Below are 18,283 nucleotides of genomic sequence, written 5' to 3' on the forward strand. Positions count from 1 at the left end.
ACAGGAGGTTATGGATTGGCGGTAGAGTCGGCATGCAGGGCGTCGTCTGCTGTGCTGCGCGTGACGGTGCATCCGAATTTGGTGATGCTTACCTTGATATTTTTCAAGCCCCTGGTGGGGGAGTCTTTATTGGTTTCCCTTTCATCTTCGTACTCAAAACTGAAATCCTGGGAATACGTGTCATTGCCAACCTTGCAGCAGTCCTTGCCGTCGGCGTGTACGTACCACCCGCAGGTCCATGAAAAGGAATCGGGAAGTTTCATGTCCTGCAAGTGCTGCAAGCGAATATCCTTCTCCTTGTCCCATCTCCAGCCGATGTTGTCATGATGGTGGGCATTCAGGGCATTGGGCCACATCAGCTGTTTTCCCGGGGTATGCACCGGTTTGAATCCTTCCGGGTCTTCTGCCCGTTCCATGATGGGAACATTGCTGAAACTGACCGCCAAGGGAAGAAAAGTCACGACAAGCTTGGAGGAAGCTCCCGGTCTGTCTTTCTCCTTGTCCCGGGGATGTTTTTCCACCCGTTTCCCGGAATGTTCCGCTTTAATGTCAGAGGGAACGAGAATGCTGAAAACGGAGGGTTCTCTTTTCGGCAGTTCTTCATCAAGGCTGGTTTTAACTCGAACCTTCAGGTTAGTATCCTCGGTAAGGTTTCTGCTGATGGTCAGCGTAGCTTGATTAATATCGTCATTTGATTTCTCAATGCTGGCCGCCTTCTCCGGCTCCAGGGACCATTCAAGGGAATCCGGGTCTACGTCCCTAACTCTCTTGCCGTTCAGGGCCAAGGTGACCACTTCTCCAATACCGACTTTGGTGCGTTTCCTGTCCTCGTCCTGGTCTCCTTGGTCGAGGAGGCATTGGGGAGAGACAACCTTGGTTTCCGATTCGATGTACAGGGAGCGGTCATCCGTGGTGGGAATGTCTTCTGCATGAACAAAGGTTGCCAGGGCATGCAGAAAAATGCCGGTAGAGGAAAGGCGGAAAGAGGGAAAGTTCATGCCAGGGTGCGAGCTGAGGAGAGTTATGCTCATGATAGTCTTCCGCCCCTTTTAATGTCAATGCATCCAAAAATATGTTAGATACAGTTTGCCGGGGGAAGAAACGGGCGGTTTTCCGGATGTTTACCGTCCTAGGAGGGGGCTAATGCTCCAGCTCCCGTATGATGCATTTCGCCAGCTCCCGGGGGGAGGCGGAGGGGGCAGCCGGAAGTTCCCGGAGCCATTGCTCCCGTTTCAACCAGGTACGCTGGCGTTTGGCGTATTGCCGGGTGGCGAGCGCCAGTTTCGCCTGACAGGTTTCACGGGTGATTTCCCCGCGCAGCAGGCTGCGTATCAGCGCTAGGCCAAGCGTGCGTTCCGCCGTGGCGGAGCAGGGGCCCAGGGCAGCTGCTTCCTCCACGGCCCCCTCCTGCATCATGCGTGCGGCGCGGAGGGCGATTCTCCCGTCCAGTTCCGGAACTTCCCTGGTGATGACCCAGCCGGGCCCCAGGGGCGGCTTCAGCCAGTTCCGCTTCCAGAAGGAAAGGGGTTTTCCTCCGGCAAGGACGATTTCCAGGTTGCGTTCCACATACCGCCGGTTGGAAGAATTGGTCAGGGCTGCGCCTTCCGGGTCCAGGGAAGCCAGCCTGGCGTGCAATTCTTCCGTGGAACAGTCCGCAAAAGCGGCGCGGAGGGCAGCGTCCCCCGGCGGCGCTTCCGACATGCCGTGGGAGAGGAATTTGAAGTACAGTCCGGAGCCGCCCGTGACGATGGCCGTTTTTCCGCGGGCATGGATATCCTCCACGCACCGCATGGCGCGGTGGTAGTGTTCCGTGGCGTCCCAGGGCATCCGGGCCGGAATGATGGATACCATGTGGTGGGGAACGCGTGCCCGGTCTTCCGGGGAGGGAGCCGCCGTTAGAATGGGAAGCTCACGGTACACCTGGTAGGCGTCCGAACCGACGATTTCCGCACCCAGCATTTCCGCCAGTTCCACGGCCACGGCGGATTTTCCCGACCCGGTGGGTCCGGCAAGGAACAGCGTAGCGGGAAGGCCTGTAGTAGAAATGCCGGGCATGGCGCAGTCAGGATTTTTCCGGATGCCTGAGGCGTTCGGGCAGCGGCTTGTTTTCTGCGGGATTGCCGATCGCGAGACAGCCGGAAGGCACATCCCTGGTGACGACGGCTCCGGCGGCTACCACGGCTCCGGAACCGATGGTGACGCCTTTCAAAATGATGGCCCTGGTTCCGATGAAGCAGCCTTCTCCGATGTGAATGGGCTTGCCGTGCCCGGGATTTCCCCACGTGCTGCCCCAGCTGGCGCCGCTCCGGGGATAGTGCATGTCGTTGTCCAGAATCAGCGTGTCTGCGCCTATCAGCGTATGGCGCCCGATGTGGATGCCGTTGACGCAAACCAGGGTGGCTCCGCTGATGCCGCAGCCGTCCTCCACGGTGATGCGGGCTTCATTGGAAAGGGCCGCCAGGCAGGCATGGTGGGAAAGCACCGGATTCATCCGCGCCATGGAGTGGATGGTGACGCCGTTGCCGATGGTGATGCAAGCTCCCGGGAATTTTTTAATCCGGGGCAGGCCGGACAGGATGACGCCCGTTCCGGTACGCACTCCCCGGAGCTTGAGCAGCAGGCAGCCTATCTTTGAAAGGAACCGAATAATGAGCTTTTTTATCATGGGAAGAAAGGCGAAAACAAGTTTTCTTTGGAAGCTCCGGAGGTAGAAGAAAAACCTGCCTGTCAGGAATCCGTGTTATTTTCCTCTTTCATGTCCAGCAGCGAGCCATAGACGTCCATAAAGTCTTGGGAAGTAGTTTGAATACTGAGCTTCCTTTTTATTTCCTCTATTCCGTATTTTCCCATGGCAATGGATTTATCCAGGGATTCCGTCACGGCAAGGACGGCTTGGCGAATGGCTTCGCTGTCTTTGACTGGGAGGATGTATCCGGATTTGCCGTCTTCGACGTATTGTTTGCTCCCGGCATTGACCGTAGTGATAACCGGTAATTCCATACAGCGGGCTTCCTTGACAATGGTGGGTCCTGTATCGGCCAGAGTTGGAAGTAACAGGCACCAGGCCGTTTCCATCTGCTGCCTGAGTTGCATCCTGGATAGTTCCCCAAGCCAATGGATATTGGGAGGGCATTCGGAATTTAGCTTGGTGCGTAGTTTCCCGTTTCCTGCAATATAAAGGTCTACATGCGCCAGGGAGGGATCTTTAAAGGCTTCAATCAGAAAGGGAAGACCTTTACGTTCGTTCAGTGATCCTGCGAACAGGCAGGATGGCCGTGTACTGGGAGCGCGTTTCTTTTCCTGGAACTCGGACTCAATGCCGTAGTCGATAAGATGGATGGAGGCTGCCGGGTTGAGTTTCCGGACACATTCCGCAGCCCATGGTGATTCACATGTAATATGCTGGTATGCCGGAGTTGTTCGTTTTTCCCAGAATGCTTGAAGGTGCGCCAGAAAGGGCATTTTACTTTCCCGGCAATAGGCATGCAGGGCCCCCTGGTATGATAATAATCGGGAATACGGCTGGTTCATGCATGCCTTGGCATATGGAAATTCAATGCCCCATGCATGGACCAGGGCTGGTTTCAGGGAATGGAGAAGAAGGCGTATTCTTTTAGAGGCAAGAAAATGCCCGCTTAAAAGTCCCAGAGCCAAACTTGGATCAGGCAGAATGTGAATGGTCTGGCCTTTCAGTTGCCGGACGGTATGGGCCTTTACATATTTTTTGAGAGTAATCCAATGAATTTCATAGCGTTTTTGATGAGCCAGATCGCAGAAAAAAGCATAAATCCATGGAATCAAGGTGTGGTCTTGATCTTGAAACTCTTCAGGAAGCAAGCGTCCCAAAGGCATGTTTGCCAAAATGGCGATAACAGGAAGAGATGACCGATTTTCCATATAAAAACAGCAAGGACTATTAATAACGCGGACGAATTGAAAAGTCCAGAAAATGCGCAAGTATGATGATGAGCGCCTTGGCTGCGAGCAAGATGAAAAAAAGATTGTGTCTGTTTTCTATCTGGAATCCCTTTTTTAAACTGATACAATAATGGTCTTTCTTTAAAACGGGAGACTTGGTCTCCGCAATCTCCTATTGAAAAATTTTAACGCGAAAATTCTCATAACTGAGAAACTTGGCTGGTCCGGAAAATGCAATGATGAAAATGGTGAGAAGGCGTTTTACCGTGGGATAACGTTCGTGAGGAAAATAGCCGGGGCCGAATTCATCCCATGGAATCAATTCAATCCTTCTGCTTTGGGGTACGGGAGGAGGCAATGGAGCTGAGCAGGTCTTCCCATTGTTGATATACGACTGATGGGTCATACTGTTCCTGCCATTGCCGCAGCCCCTCCTGCCCCCGGCGCTCCCGGAATTTTTCGTCCGTCAGAGCCCCCACGGTTTTTTCCAATGTGGCGGAGGATGTTTTTTTCAGGATGATGCCTCCCTTCAGGGTGGAAACGGCTCCCACATCGGGAGCAAACCATGGGATGCCGCACGACATGGCCTCCAGAATGCAAAGCGGCTGCTGCTCCTGATAGGAGTAAAGGAAAACGGCGGCGCTCTCCATAATGGCGGCTTCCACCTCCGGACGGGGAAGATTGTAAAGAATCCTGAATCTGGGATCGTCCCCAATAGCCTGCTCCATTTGCTCAGCGTAGGAATTGCGTTGCGGAACAAGGAAAAGGAAAACGATGTTGTCCAGCTTGGTTTGCTTTACATGGCGAATAAACAGAAGCTGCCGCTTCGTGTTGCAGGCGCTGGCGGGGCACGTGAAAACGGGAGCGTGGGACAATCCGTATTTTTCCCGGAAGAAAGGAACGGCTTGTTTCAGCGCCGGAAACGTGTTGGGAATGCAGACGTAACGGGAAAGATTCAGTTTGGAGCAGTAGTAATAATCGAACCCTTTGAAGGGCGTTCCATAGGAGTCAAGGAAAACAAGGCGGTTTAACGGGGATTCCCGGTGTACGTTCAGAATGCCCCTGCGTATTTGGAAAAAGGAGCAGAGCCATTTTTTCATGCCGAAAAAAGGAGGGTAGTCCACGCGGAAATAGGAACGGAGGTTGGTGGGCATGCCGTGGGAACGCAGAAAAAAGGGAAGGCGCTTTTCCCGTGCGCATGCCAGCAATTCCTTCCGGCACCAGCCCGACCAGGAATGGTAAACGATAAAATCCGGCTGGATATCTTTTAAAAAAGCGTCCAGGTACTCCTTCAAGCGGTTGGTGTCGTCCGTCAGGGAATCCGGCAGGGCCGTGATGGGGCAGCATCTTGTGCGGGAAGGATCCTCCGGCAAATCCTGCTGGCGGGTGAGAACGTGAATGTCCCAGCCTCTGGAGCCCAGGCTGTGCGCCATTTCATAGGCCGCCATACTCACGCCTCCTTCCCCGGGAGGGAAGGCATAGGCGGCAATCAGAATCCTTCCTTTGCTCACGGGCGGTAATATAGATGGAAGAGGGAAATAAAACAAGAATGCTTTATGGAACAATGTTGGATAACTGGTATGGAGCAGGTTGTGGCTTATGGATAAAAAGATGTTGATGCAGTGGAATGTTGTGCTAGATTAATGCCGCTTTTCATGGCCGTATGACTGGCAGAATATCCTGTTTGTATTTTACCAGCCGGATAAATGAAACCGGGTATGAATGATTTCTGTATTTTTTGTTTTCTCGTGAAGAGAGGATAAGTCCATGGAATAAATGGTATGAAGGAGTCTCGCGTAAAAAAAAGCCTGTTGAATGCCCGGGTGAACCTCATTTTTTATGTTCTGATTCTCATCATTTCATTTTTTTCAAGAAAAGTTTTCCTGAATTGCCTGGGCGCTGATTTCGTCGGTTTGACGGGAACTTTAATGAATCTGCTGAATTTTCTTAATTTGGCGGAGCTTGGCATAAGCACGGCTATCGGATATGTGCTTTATAAACCTATTTTTGAACATGATGAGGCCAGAATTAATGAAATTATTTCTGTTCTGGGTTACATGTACCGGTGGATAGGGCGCATCATTATTGCCGCCGGATTGCTGCTTTCCTGTTTTCTGCCGCTGATCTTCCCTTCAACGGGATTTTCCTATGGAATCATCTATTTTGCTTATTATTCTTTTCTCGCCTCTTCCCTGATTGGGTACTTCGCCAACTACAGGCAGACTCTCCTGGGGGCGGACCAGAGGAATTACGTGGTGGCCTTCTATTTCCAGACGGCCTCCATAATCAAAATTTTATGCCAGATATTATCTGCGTGGTATACGGGCAGCTATTATCTATGGATAATGATAGAACTGCTGTTCGGCATTATTTATTCCTTCATCCTTAACTGGAAAATTAATCAGGTATATCCCTGGTTGAAAAGCAATGTGGCTCTGGGAAAGGAACTGTTCAGGAAATACCCTGAGGTTATTAAATATACCAGGCAGCTCTTTGTACATCGGCTGGGTTATTTTTTCCAGTTCCAGGTCACGCCGTTTCTGGTTTATGCATTTGTTTCCCTGCAGATGGTCGCCTACTATGGCAACTATTCCACCATCATGGATAAACTGTTCCTCCTGGTCAACAACCTGCTGGGCAGCACGGAAGCCAGCGTGGGAAATCTGATCGCGGAGGGGAATGCGGAAAAAATCCGCAAGGTGTTCAATGAATTATTTTCCCTGCGCATGCTGATAGCCGGGACAATCTGCTTTACCCTTTACCAGCTTCTGGAGCCATTCATCACGCTTTGGCTGGGAGCGGGCTACATCCTCCCCCGGGAAATCATGATCCTGATCATCATCAACCTGTTCATCACTGTCACGCGGGGTGCAGTGGATCAATTTTTATACGGCTACGGCCTGTTCTGGGATGTCTGGGCGCCCATTGTAGAAAGCGTGATCAACATTTCCGTAGCAATTATCGGAGGTTACCTATGGGGATTGCCCGGCATTCTTCTGGGGGGTATTTCCAGCCTGGTGCTTATTGTTGGCATTTGGAAACCCTTCATGCTGTACACTTGGGGATTCAGAAAGAACGTGATGAATTACTGGCTCCAATTCGGTTACCAGCTGGCGCTGATTCTGATACCTATGGTGCTGATGAACTGGATTTGGAAATATTCCCCCTTGCAACCCTCCGGGTCTTTCCTGAACTGGTTTGCCTGCGCCTTCCTGATGGTTGTTTCCTATGGCGTCATAACGATTCTTTTAATGTATTGCTGTACGAAAGGCATGCGTGGCATGGTACATCGTGGACTGGCAATAGCGGGGACGCGGCTGCTCTGGAAGAGGAAAAAGTAAGCGTTCCCTATGGGGCATTATAAGGATTTTTTACTTCCTTGGCAGGAAAAATAAGTGCAACTCTTTTTTATTCATATATTCAGGGTAACTGGTTGATTTCCACGACAGCGGTCTGGGCATAGTGGTGGCCGACAAAAACCCACACTTGCCGGGGTTGCCCGGTCGTGTTGGGGGCAAGCGTCAGGGTGATTTGGCCGCCGCCGGCTGGTATCTGCTCCGCGGATTGGCTGCACCATACGGCGGCGGGGTCATGCCCGCACATCGTGTCGTTAATGGCGTACACAGCCTCCGCCAGCGTGGAGGATACCGTCAGCGTTACTTCACCGCCTTCCGCTCCCACCTCCAGCGCGGAAGCCGTCACCTCCGGCACGGGCTTGATCGCCACTCCGTCCATGACCACCTTCCCCAGGATATCCCTGGCCGCCGTGCTGCCGGGCAGGCTGCCCGTGTTCACCCGCATTCCGGCCATTCTCAACCCTGTCTCCTGCGCGCTGGCCACTTCATGGGCTTTGACTGTTGCTGACAATACAGCCGTATGGCCGCCGCCGCAGAACCGCGCTGTCATGGGCATGACGTATTGCCCGTCGACGAACAACTCCCACCTGTTTTCAACGTAGGGATGGTCTGCCGCATGCCGGGGCGCCATTGCTACGGCAAGATAGGTGGCGTTTGGGACCAGCGCCCACACATACCGGGCTTCCCCGTTGCCGCGCCCGTAATCCGTGCCGCGAATCAAGCAGGATGCAGAACTGCCCAGGTAAGACTTGCCGTATAAAGTCGCCTGCCAGGCGGGCGTCATATCATAACCGTTGTAATTATTAACGGAATTGAGCAGAGGAAACCTGTAATCCTGCCCTGTCCCGGCATGGTCATAATTGCACCAGTGAATGGGATGCGCATAGCATGGCGAGGACGGGTTTGTGGTGCATCCATAGCCATGTGTGGTGCTTCCCAGCATGATGGACGCCTTGTCCGCCCCCGTAATGCACCATGCCGCCGCCGCCGCAAAACTGGAATCTTTGTAGGTTCCCAGTGAATGAGCAAATTTCCAGGGCTTGGTGCCCACCCCCAGCAAGGAAATGCCGGAGGCGGGAGTCATTCTAATGACATGGTCATATAGTTCATTTTCAATGATGCCTTCCTTGACGGATGCATTGGCGCTGGAATACTTGTAAATGCTGAGGGATTGCATGCGCGCCAGCAATGCCACCCATGACGGAACGGCGGCATAGGAGGCGCTGCGCACCAGGAGCCATTCCCGTCTGGCCTGCTCTTCGAGCATGGAGTCCCAGGACAGGGCCTCCTGGGCCGTGGCAGGCAGCGGCACGCGAACGCCTCCGTTGGCGTTGACGGTGCCGGCAAAGGTTCCGGACTCCGCCATCATATTTTTTAAAATGGCATCCTCTCCGGGTTGAACGCCGTCCTGGACAAACAATCTCGGGACGGGCGTTTTAAAAATCTGTATGACAAAAGCGTTTTCATCGGATATTTCTACCGCATCCGTCGGAGCCACAAAACCGTATTGGCCCGCTTTTCCTGCTTCCAGAACAAGCATGAGATCCACGCTGGAACTTAAAACGGCATGTACTGTACAAGCTTTTGTACAAGTCATTACATAGGAACTTCCTTTGATAGTGTCAACTTTCATGAATAAACTAATTTTTAAAATACTCCCTACTTGCCGATACGGTCATCAGGTATAAAACGTTGACGCATTCTTGCACACGCTTTGCTGGCCTGCTTTGAATGCGTGTACTGCCAGAACTGGTTGGCGGAAATAGTCACCGTGGAACCCGGTCGTGGAAAACTAATGGAGGCATCCGTAAAATGATCTTTTTGGACAAGCCGGAAAATCACTATACCGGAATCTGGGCGTGAAAAGGGCTTCCATGAAAAACCCTTTGTACGCAAAGCTAAAAATCAAAAGGAAAAAATGGGCTTATTCTGCTTTCGTAATAACGTTTATGTGCGGGAAAGACAGGCAAATTCTGAAGCTGTGGCTTCGGATCATCATCAGCCGCGGAATGAAAAAGACATGAGCTTCGTGCATTTGAAGCATTTGCAGCCATGGAAATCCCGAGTGGACAATTTCCTGACTCGGGGAAATACCAAGGAAAAAAGGAATACGGATGGTATCCCGAAAAAAAATGGCTGATATTGGCGTTCCTTAATAAAAAAGCGCTCTGTAAATCGGTTGCTTCCTGGTCATCGGGAAAGGCAGGAAAAGCTGGCGCAATCCTACTGGTGTTTGCCCTGCAAAAGCCGTTTGCCCTTCCCCAGGAGGCATCTCATTCGGGAAACAAACATTCGGGCAGAATCATTTTGCTTTCGGAAATCCCGGATATTATCTTTCCACGGAGATTTTTTCCAATACTTGTAGAACAGCCCGTTATCCTGACGCAGGCTATTGGGCTGCCAGGGCTTGGGATGCCCCCAGTAATGAATGATGCCGGGACTGGTGGCGGCTTCCAACAAATCCTTCGGCTCTAGGGGATTATTCTCGAAGCTTTTTATTCCTTCCCAGCGGATCGACCAAATGGCGCCGTCGCAGATGTTCCACATGGGATGGAGCAAGAAAATACGTTCTTGATAACATGCGTTCAAAATATCCTGATCCTGCCAGGAGAGATGATGGATGTTGCTTTTCGCATAAGATAAAACTTGGGCTTCAAACCGTTCTTCACGAATTTTCTTAACATGATAAAGAACAACGCCTGCATTGATGTAAATGGAATCCCTGCCCAGATTCATTTCCCGTTTCCAGCGTGAGAAAAACTCCTCAGTCAAATGTTCCGTAGTGAAAACGCCGGCGATGAGGCAATCTCCGAACTCGGTTTCATACATGGAACTGATATCCCGGTTGAAAATGGTATCAATATCTACATACAGGGCGCGTTCCACCGTGGCGGGAAGTTCCCCTGCGAGGCCAAGACGGTAATACGTCGCTGCCGACCACTTGGAACCAACGGGAAAATCCTTGTATTTATCCTTCATGTCAATGAAGTGTAAACTCAGGCGGTAAGACCGTTGCAGAGAATTTAAACGAGCCGTATTATCCTCGTTCAAACCGTCTGTCATGATGTAAATATCGGCATGAACGTCGGCTGGTAAATTCTCCATGAGGGAAACGATGCTTACCCCCGTTCCCAGCGCTCCCTTATCGTCTGTAGCGTATACGATGTTCATGGTAAAGGTCCGGCATGGACTATGGCAGGTGAAGAAATGGATCTGCGTTTCCCATCCGCGTTACTGGTTTCTATTGAGAAACAACATGGATCTTCCCATTCTTTCCAGGCGGTCCAGCCAGACGCATAAGGAAACGGTTCTATTCATGAGCGCAGTAAATGATTGTTCCATTCCTTCCTTTGCAAAACATGCCTTCGCATAGGCGTCAAAATAGGTCCGGTTCAGGTAGGGATGCGTCACCTTCCTGATTCTGCCCAGCAAGGAGGTCCTTTCCTCTTCGTCAAGAGCCAGCAACCTGTTGGAATGCAATTCCCTGATGATCAGGAAATGAACGGCGAACTGCCATGTGGGTTTTTTCATGGCTTCAAGTTCATTCAGCAAGGGCGCAAGGAGCGTATGAATGGAGACATGCCGGTAATTCACATCATGCATGGCGGATGATGCCCTTTGCCGGTAAATTGAGGTGACGGTTCCTCCCAGCCCGATCAGGGCTGTCTGCCTCATGCACCGCGTCCAGTACAGGTTGTCTTCTCCATAGGACATATTTTCCTCCCAGGACGGAAGTTGAAACGCAAGAGATGAACTCAGGATAACATTGCTTGGGTGCATGAATAGCAATCCCCTTAACCCCAATTTCCGGATGAATACAGGATGGGATGGGGGACGTGGCGCTATGTTGGCCAACTCGTCCAGGATGTGACGGTTGGAATAAACCAATATCTCAGGATGAAGATTGAAAAAATTAGCCGCCAGCGCCAAATGTTCTGGGTACCAGTAATCGTCCCCGTCCAGAAAAGCGATATAAAGGCCTTGGGCTTTCTTCATTCCTGCATTTCGTGCTCGCGAAACGCCGCCGTTGCGCTGGGAAATAAGATGAATTCTTTGGTCGTGAAAAGATTGGATGATAGAAACGGTTCCGTCTGTAGAACCATCGTCAACGATAATAATTTCAAAATCCTGAAATATTTGAGCCAGTACCGACTGAATGGTAGCAGCAATATATTTTTCCAGGTTATAGGCTGGAATAATAACGCTGAAAAATGGCTTCTGCATTTAGGAAGGAGATGGAACGCTTTTGGAGCTGGACGGGAATCCGGATGTGGAGGAAAGACTTCGCGCTGATTCTGGAGTAATAACAATCGGTAAATGGAGGAGGGAAAAAATCCCTCGTGACGCCTTCATTGTTAATCAACGCATTGATGGACCAAATCATAGCGGATTAAGAATCCGTGATTAATCAACGCCGCCATAAAAGATGCGCATGATAGGGAACATCAGGATGATAGGAGAATCTTTTTAATCCCTGTTATCCCCGTCATCCTTATATTCCCCATTACCCCTAACAAACTTTTTCCCAGATTTTTCCGTTGACGCCGGATTCTTAATCCGGTACAAACGTGACGCCTTATCTATAAGTACTGTGGATCATAGTCCATCTCGGGATTCACATTTCCTTTTCCGTGCCGCTTTTCTTCATGAATCCTCCGGAACTCCCCTCCATCAGCATTATTCTGACCGGGCATAATGAGGAATATTGCATTGGAGATGCCATCCGGAGCGTATTCGGGCAGGATTACGAGGGGCCGGTAGAAATCATCCTGTCTGATGACGGTTCTTCCGACGGTACTTTTGCAGTCATGCAGGAAATGGCGGCGGAGTACCGGGGACCGCACCGTGTGGTATTGAACCGGAATGAAACCCCTCTGGGGCGCGGGCCGCATATACGGCAGGCCGTGGAGTTGGCCACCCATGAATGGATTCTCCGTCAGGACGGAGATGACTGTTCCTTCCCCTGGAGGTGCAGGATTTTTGCCGGAGTGGTGACGGAGCATCCGGATGCCGTGGCTGTCGTCAGCCAGATGACCCGCGTGTATGAGGAAGCCGGCGTTATGTTCGAATTCCCGGCGTTTCCTGCTGTTCCGGAAGAGGCCCCGGTGATCAGGCTTCAAGAGGGGACTTTCTCCTCCACTGCCCATTACGGAGGCAGTATGATGATCAGGAAAAGCGCCTGCCAATGGGGGCGCTCCCTGCCGATGACGGACAATTTTGAAGATGACCTGATGGGATTTCATGTGTGGCTGCAAGGCAGCATCTATGAATTGCCGGATGTCTCCCTGTACTATTACAGGTTTGCCGTCAAAAATATTTGTGCCGTCAACAGTGCAGCGCGGTTTGCCAGCATGAAAACGGCTGCGGCCTTTGAAAAAAGGGATCGGCTGATGCGGCGCCAGTTGAAGAAAAGCAAGGAAGCCGGCCTGGAACTGTGTAAGGACTTGTTGAAGGGCCGCACTCCGGTTTTCCGTTCGCGGGAAGAATTGCTTGACGAAATGGAGGAGAGAAGAAAGGCGATACGCTGCATTGATCAACAGCAGAACTGGTGGAACTATTCCTTCCGCCGCAGGTGGGCGCTAAGGAAGCCGGGATGGATGGGCATCGTCCATTGCTTGCCGCAAAAGCTGTATCTGCTCTACATGGTCTTCTTTTTCAAGCTCAGGAAAGTGAAAAGAGCCGTTTGCGGAGCGCGGTAGGGGGTGCCTGAAGACCCCGGATGGAAAGGGCCCGCCAGGGCAGGGAAAAGCTCTTGGATAAAACCTCCGTGAAGTGTTCATGGAACCATGTTCTGCATGGCTGCTTCCTCTGCTGCATGGGGAATAGCGTGTGCAGGTTTGAGTGCGTGGAATGGGAAAAAGGGAATGAATGCGTATTCATGCGCGAAAAAGAAGAAGGGGAAATCTTGATACCGGTCATTTGGCAGATAGGGACGCAGGGGGATGAACTGCATGCAGGGAAGGGCGATGCATAATCTTTGTCGATAGGTGAAAGCCTCCGGGAAGCGTCTTTTCAAACCGAAGGGATTGATCGGAGGGATGTAGGGAAAAAATGAAGGAAGTGCCGTATTTCATGGAATCATCCTTCTTTGGTTATCCGGAAAAACAGGAATCAGGATAGGAAAGCAAAAAGCATTTTATGTTTTGTTACTAAAAATGAGAACTGATGGCTTAACCGCGAATTTCTAATCCGGATTCAATAAAAAATACTTAATATAAATGGTGACAGTTGAGGGGAGGCAATCCTGGAAAGAAATGTCCTTCCTGTCGTGCAGCAGCATGAAGCCGTATAAAAAACTCATAATGTGCATGTTGGTAAACCTTCATGTATCCGGACAAAGAACCCGGATTAGAAATCCTGTATTTCTCCACCGAGTTTTAAATCTGGAAAATGGAAGAAAAGAACAGGCATATCCGGGATAGCCGCTATGGTTGGATAGAATTCAGCGTGATTTTAATCGCCTATAATCTGGAGCATTATTTGAGAAAAACCGTTCAATCCGTATTGGATCAGGAATTTAAGAATTTTGAATTGATCATCGTTGATGACGGCTCGACGGATGGCACCCTTCAAGTGGTGGAATTTTTTCAGGATTCCAGAATTAACGTCATTTCCCAGGAAAATGGAGGCGCTTCGCATGCCAGAAACACGGGAATGAAAGCGGCCAAAGGAAAATACGTGGCATTCCTTGATGGAGATGGCTACTGGTATCCTGATCATTTGAAGATGGCATATGATTTTTTCCGGAAGCATCCCGGCGTGTACGTTTATGCCGCCAGATATACATGGAACAAGGAGGATTGCATTCCCCGCAGGAAGGGAAAACCGTGCTCCTTCGTAGTCAGGAAACTGGGGTTAAGAGGGCTTTTATCCATCCATACGAGCAGCGTTGTTCTGAATTCCTCCCTGGCATCTTCTCTTCCCTTGTGGGAAGCAGGCATGAAATACGGAGAGGATGTCCTGTACTGGATGCGGTTGATGAGAAGAACGGCGATGATTGGCTTGGGAAAAAAAGTGGGCTCCATCTATGTACAGCGTGCCGGCTCTGCCATGCAGGAGCAGGCTTGCCGTGATATTTCCGTGGAAGACCTGCTGACGCGCCGGCTGGAGGAATGGAAACTGATGCCGCACAGGGAATGGCAGTTTGCCGTGCACTTTTTAATTTTGCGGGAATTACATGTGCCCAGACTGCTGAAGATGGAGAAAGAAGCCCGTATCCGGTTCCTCAAAGAGATTGGTTCCATGCTGCATGGATGGCTGGAGGGACCCTGTTTTAATGCTTATGTGCAGGCCTGCTCGCGGGAGGAGCCGGCTGAGATGGAAAAGGCGTTTGACAAGCTCCAGGCCCGGGTAAACTGCTGGTGCGTCTGGGCGGACAGGGCGGAAAGATGGTGCATGCGCCCCTGGTCCCTCCTGGTAAATGGGTTGTATAAGGGATTTCTATGGGGCAAGTAAATTCCCTTTCCGCAAGGGGCCCGGAAAACCCGGAAAAAGGGATGGAGGAAAAAAGGCAAGCCGCTCTTCCCTGCGTCAACCGGATTTACCGGTAACGGCTTCTCCGTAGTAAAAAGAAAAAGCGCCTTCCCACGGATAGTGGAAAGGCGCGGTAAAAGGAAAGAAAGCGTATACCGGATTAATACACGTCCCGCTGGTAGCGGCGGTGCTGTTTCATGTCCGCTACGTACTCCGCAGCTTCTTCCGGAGTCTTGTGGCCCCAGGTCTGGATAACTTCATGAAGGGCGGCGTCAACGTCCTTGGCCATGCGGGAGGCGTCTCCGCAGACGTAGAAGCATGCGCCGTTTTCCAGCCATTTCCAGAGCTCTTCGCCTTCCTGGACCATGAGATGCTGAACGTATACCTTCTTCTCCTGGTCGCGGGACCAGGCTACGGACAATTTCAATCTGCCGTCCGCCGTCAATTTGGCCAGCTCGTCTTCATAGCAGAAATCGGTAGCTTTGTATGGGTTGCCGAAGAACAGCCAATTGCCGCCCTTGTCCCCGGAGGCGATGCGTTCCTCCCAGAATGCCCGGAAGGGAGCGATGCCGGTGCCGGGGCCAACCATGATGATGGGGGTATCCCCGTCTTCCGGCAGGCGGAAATTCTTGTTGGTATGCACAAACACCCTGGCCGTATGTCCCGGCTGGAGGCGGTCCGCCATGTAAGTGGAGCACACGCCGCCGCGCTTGCGGTCCCGGGCCGTGTAGCGCACCGCGCCCACGCACAGATGCACTTCTTCAGGGTGGGCGTTCGGGCTGGAGGCGATGGAATAAAGGCGCGGCATGATCTTTTTCAGGATGCTTGCAAAAGCCTCCGCAGATTCAAAGGAGGCCGGATACTCCGTTGCCAGGTCCAGCACGTCGCGTCCCCACAGGAAATCGCTGAGCGCGTCCTTGTCCCCGGCCAGCAGGGTTTCCAGCTCCTGACTGCCGGAAGCGGTTGCCCATTTGGTCAGCAGAGCCTTGTTGACATTGGTGATGTCATAGCAGTTGATCAGGGCGTCCCGCAGGCTGGCGGCTCCCCCCTCCGGCGTGGGAACCTGGGAATCCGGGCTGAGGCCGAGCTTTTCAATCAGGGCCTCCACCAGGGAAGAATCATTGGAGGGAATGACGGCCAGGGCGTCTCCGGCAACGTACACCATTCCGGCGCCGTCCAGGCTGTATTCAATATGGATCGTTTCTTTCGGGCTGCCTTCCCCGGTGAGGTGCTTGACGGAAAGGACGGGTGCGGGGAACGGATTCTTTTTGCCGTACGGTTCGGTTGTCATGTGTAATGTAAGTTTCTGGAATGGAATAACGGAAATTACCAGCGGATGGCTGCGGCGCCCCATGTGAGGCCTGCGCCGAAGGTGACCAGGACGACATTGTCCCCCTTGCCGAACCTGCCGGTGCGGCGCGCTTCGTCAAAGGCGATGGCCACGGCGGCGGCGGAAGTATTGCCGTATTTCTCAATATTGATGAACACCTTGTCCTCCGGGATGGAAAGACGCTGGGCCACGGCATTGATGATGCGGAGGTTGGCCTGGTGGGGAATGATCAGCTTGATGTCATCCGACGTCAGGCCGGCGCGTTCAATCACGCTGGCGGCGGAATCCTTCATGCGGGGAACTGCCTGGCGGAAGGTCTCCTTGCCGCGCATGGCGAGGGTAGCCAGGCGTTCGTGGGCGTTCTCCACCGTGGTGGGGCAGCGGGAGCCGCCGCCCGGAATCTGGAGCAGGTCATGCAGGGCGCCGTCCGTGCCGATGTCCGTAGCGAGGATGGAGCCTTCCCCTTCTTCCCCTGTGGAAGCCTGGAGCACGGCGGCTCCGGCGCCGTCCCCGAACAGGACGCAGGTGGTGCGGTCCTCCCAGTTGACGACGGTGGAAAGTTTTTCCGCGGCGATGATGAGGGCCGTCTTCATCTGGCCCGTGCCGAGGAACTGGACGGCCGTTTTCATGGCGAACAGGAAGCCGGAGCAGGCGGCGGAAATGTCAAAGGCGGCGGCATTCTTGGCGCCCAGGGCGTCCTGGATATAGCAGGAGGTGGAAGGAGTGAACGTATCCGGCGTAATGGTGGAGACGATGATCAGGTCGATATCCTCCGGCTGCAATCCGCAGGATTCCAGCGCCCGCTGGGCGGCCTTCGTCCCCATGTGGGAGGTGTACTCGTCAGGGGCGGCGATGCGGCGTTCCACGATGCCCGTGCGTTCGATGATCCATTCGTGGGAAGTGTCCACCATCTTCTCCAGGTCCGCATTGGTCAGACGGCGTTCCGGAACATAGGAGCCCGTACCGATGATCTTGACGGGCAGTCTTTTAAAGGCGATATCAGAATTTGCGGCCATAGCTTTGGGCGTATGATGAACAGAAAACGTCCTGACGTTTTATGTGGGGACAGTCTAAAAGAAAGGAGGCCTGATGACCAGCACAAAACACGGGACTCCTGCCATGCCGTAAACGGATGGCTTACAACAGCCATCCCTGTCCGTTGGCGGGCGGCGTGGCCCCCATCTTGAGATAGGCGGAAGGCATCGCCACGCGTCCCCTGGGAGTACGGTTGATGTACCCCTGCATGATCAGGAAAGGCTCGTGCACGTCCTCCAGCGTGGAAGCGTCTTCCCCCACGGCCACGGCCAGGGAGGACAGGCCCACCGGACCGCCGTTAAACTTGTAAATCATGGCTTCCAGCAGGCGCTTGTCCATCTCGTCCAGGCCGTCGTCGTCAATCTCGATCATGGTCAGGGCATCGTGCGCCAGTTGCTCCGTAATCACGCCGTCGCCGCGTACCTGGGCGTAATCCCGCACCCAGCGCAGCAGGGAATTGGCCACGCGCGGCGTGCCTCGGGAGCGCAGGGCGATCTGAAGCGCGCCTGCCGGTTCCACGGGGACGTTCAGCAGCCCGGCGGATCGCTCGATGATCGCGCACAGATCCTCCTGCGTGTAATAATCCAGCCGGTTCACGAGGCCGAAGCGGGAACGCAGCGGGCTGGTCAGCATCCCGGCGCGGGTGGTGGCCCCCACCAGGGTGAACTTGGGAAGATTCAGTTGGATGGAGCGGGCGTTCGGGCCCTGGTCGATAATAATATCCAGCCGGAAATCCTCCATGGCCGGGTACAGGTACTCCTCAATGGCCGGATGCAGGCGGTGGATCTCGTCAATAAACAGGATGTCCCCTTTTTCCAGATTGGTCAGCACGCCTGCCAGGTCCCCCGCCTTCTCGATCTGGGGGCCGGACGTCGTATGGATGCGGCAGCCGACGGCATTCGCGATAATATTGGCAAGCGTCGTCTTCCCCAGGCCAGGGGGGCCGCTCAGCAGAATGTGGTCCAGCACGTCGTCGCGCTGTTTGGCGGCTTCCACCATCAGCATCAGGCGGTCCTTGATCTTCTCCTGCCCGCGGAACTCACTGAAGGCAGGCGGTCGGAGGGACAAATCAAAGGCGGAGGGGGGTGTCTCCGTAGTGCGTGTGTAAAAGGACTCTCCCATGCGCAGGACTAGCAAACCTGTCTTTGAGGCATCCGTCAAGATGGAAGTG

Annotated in this window: 15 protein-coding genes; 3 read left to right on the forward strand and 12 right to left on the reverse strand. The window is 52.9% G+C overall.

Annotated features, from left to right (window positions below; all coding sequences use genetic code 11):
• Nucleotides 1-8: 8 nt before the first annotated feature.
• From M8N44_RS11280 to M8N44_RS11300, 5 genes are all read right to left on the reverse strand, one after another.
• A complete protein-coding gene (locus M8N44_RS11280) occupies nucleotides 9-998 on the reverse strand; it encodes a hypothetical protein (RefSeq protein ID WP_102728962.1) in 990 nt (329 codons plus the stop codon).
• A 142-nt stretch (nucleotides 999-1,140) separates the two neighbouring features.
• Nucleotides 1,141-2,055 carry a tRNA (adenosine(37)-N6)-dimethylallyltransferase MiaA gene (gene miaA / locus M8N44_RS11285; RefSeq protein ID WP_180975255.1) on the reverse strand — a complete coding sequence of 305 codons (915 nt, stop codon included), beginning with the start codon at nucleotides 2,053-2,055 and terminating at the stop codon, nucleotides 1,141-1,143.
• Nucleotides 2,056-2,062: 7 nt separating this feature from the next.
• Nucleotides 2,063-2,665 (reverse strand): acyltransferase, encoded by a 603-nt coding sequence (locus tag M8N44_RS13965; RefSeq protein WP_102728964.1) that lies wholly within the window; start codon nucleotides 2,663-2,665, stop codon nucleotides 2,063-2,065.
• A gap of 62 nt (nucleotides 2,666-2,727) precedes the next feature.
• Nucleotides 2,728-3,897, reverse strand: a complete 1,170-nt coding sequence (locus tag M8N44_RS11295; RefSeq protein ID WP_102728965.1) for a glycosyltransferase family 4 protein — start codon at nucleotides 3,895-3,897, stop codon at nucleotides 2,728-2,730.
• 344 nt (nucleotides 3,898-4,241) lie between these two features.
• The gene (locus M8N44_RS11300; protein WP_102728966.1) at nucleotides 4,242-5,429 is read right to left on the reverse strand and encodes a glycosyltransferase family 4 protein; all 1,188 of its coding nucleotides are present in this window, start codon (nucleotides 5,427-5,429) and stop codon (nucleotides 4,242-4,244) included.
• A 270-nt stretch (nucleotides 5,430-5,699) separates the two neighbouring features.
• On the opposite strand from M8N44_RS11300, the gene M8N44_RS11305 reads away from it, so the two are divergent.
• Complete coding sequence (locus tag M8N44_RS11305; protein ID WP_022397692.1) at nucleotides 5,700-7,259, forward strand: lipopolysaccharide biosynthesis protein; 1,560 nt, start codon at nucleotides 5,700-5,702, stop codon at nucleotides 7,257-7,259.
• A 79-nt stretch (nucleotides 7,260-7,338) separates the two neighbouring features.
• Here the strand turns inward: M8N44_RS11305 and M8N44_RS11310 are convergent, their stop codons facing one another.
• The 3 genes from M8N44_RS11310 to M8N44_RS11320 all read right to left on the reverse strand — a co-directional run bounded on the left by M8N44_RS11310 (nucleotide 7,339) and on the right by M8N44_RS11320 (nucleotide 11,498).
• Nucleotides 7,339-8,643: a BACON domain-containing protein gene (locus M8N44_RS11310; protein WP_146021183.1), complete on the reverse strand. Its 1,305-nt coding sequence runs from the start codon at nucleotides 8,641-8,643 to the stop codon at nucleotides 7,339-7,341.
• An 854-nt stretch (nucleotides 8,644-9,497) separates the two neighbouring features.
• Nucleotides 9,498-10,445: a glycosyltransferase family 8 protein gene (locus M8N44_RS11315; protein WP_102727604.1), complete on the reverse strand. Its 948-nt coding sequence runs from the start codon at nucleotides 10,443-10,445 to the stop codon at nucleotides 9,498-9,500.
• Nucleotides 10,446-10,505: 60 nt separating this feature from the next.
• On the reverse strand, nucleotides 10,506-11,498 hold the full coding sequence (locus M8N44_RS11320; RefSeq protein WP_102728968.1) for a glycosyltransferase family 2 protein: 993 nt from the start codon (nucleotides 11,496-11,498) through the stop codon (nucleotides 10,506-10,508).
• 422 nt (nucleotides 11,499-11,920) lie between these two features.
• On the opposite strand from M8N44_RS11320, the gene M8N44_RS11325 reads away from it, so the two are divergent.
• The gene (locus M8N44_RS11325) at nucleotides 11,921-12,973 is read left to right on the forward strand and encodes a glycosyltransferase family 2 protein (protein ID WP_146021184.1); all 1,053 of its coding nucleotides are present in this window, start codon (nucleotides 11,921-11,923) and stop codon (nucleotides 12,971-12,973) included.
• Nucleotides 12,974-13,050: 77 nt separating this feature from the next.
• Here M8N44_RS11325 and M8N44_RS11330 read toward each other — a convergent pair whose 3' ends face one another.
• Nucleotides 13,051-13,227, reverse strand: coding sequence for a hypothetical protein (locus M8N44_RS11330; protein ID WP_180973000.1), 177 nt, complete (start codon nucleotides 13,225-13,227; stop codon nucleotides 13,051-13,053).
• 437 nt (nucleotides 13,228-13,664) lie between these two features.
• Between M8N44_RS11330 and M8N44_RS11335 the strand changes: the two genes are divergently transcribed.
• Complete coding sequence (locus M8N44_RS11335) at nucleotides 13,665-14,729, forward strand: glycosyltransferase family 2 protein (RefSeq protein ID WP_102727601.1); 1,065 nt, start codon at nucleotides 13,665-13,667, stop codon at nucleotides 14,727-14,729.
• A gap of 178 nt (nucleotides 14,730-14,907) precedes the next feature.
• Here M8N44_RS11335 and M8N44_RS11340 read toward each other — a convergent pair whose 3' ends face one another.
• The 3 genes from M8N44_RS11340 to ruvB form a co-directional block, all read right to left on the reverse strand.
• A complete protein-coding gene (locus M8N44_RS11340) occupies nucleotides 14,908-16,038 on the reverse strand; it encodes a diflavin oxidoreductase (RefSeq protein ID WP_180971574.1) in 1,131 nt (376 codons plus the stop codon).
• A gap of 35 nt (nucleotides 16,039-16,073) precedes the next feature.
• Entirely contained in the window at nucleotides 16,074-17,093 is a 1,020-nt protein-coding gene (locus tag M8N44_RS11345; protein ID WP_022397682.1) for a beta-ketoacyl-ACP synthase III, read from the reverse strand.
• A gap of 121 nt (nucleotides 17,094-17,214) precedes the next feature.
• Nucleotides 17,215-18,234, reverse strand: a complete 1,020-nt coding sequence (ruvB, locus tag M8N44_RS11350) for a Holliday junction branch migration DNA helicase RuvB (protein WP_102722126.1) — start codon at nucleotides 18,232-18,234, stop codon at nucleotides 17,215-17,217.
• Between the last annotated feature and the right edge of the window lie 49 nt (nucleotides 18,235-18,283).

It is taken from the genome of Akkermansia massiliensis, assembly GCF_023516715.1.
Lineage (GTDB): Bacteria > Verrucomicrobiota > Verrucomicrobiia > Verrucomicrobiales > Akkermansiaceae > Akkermansia > Akkermansia massiliensis.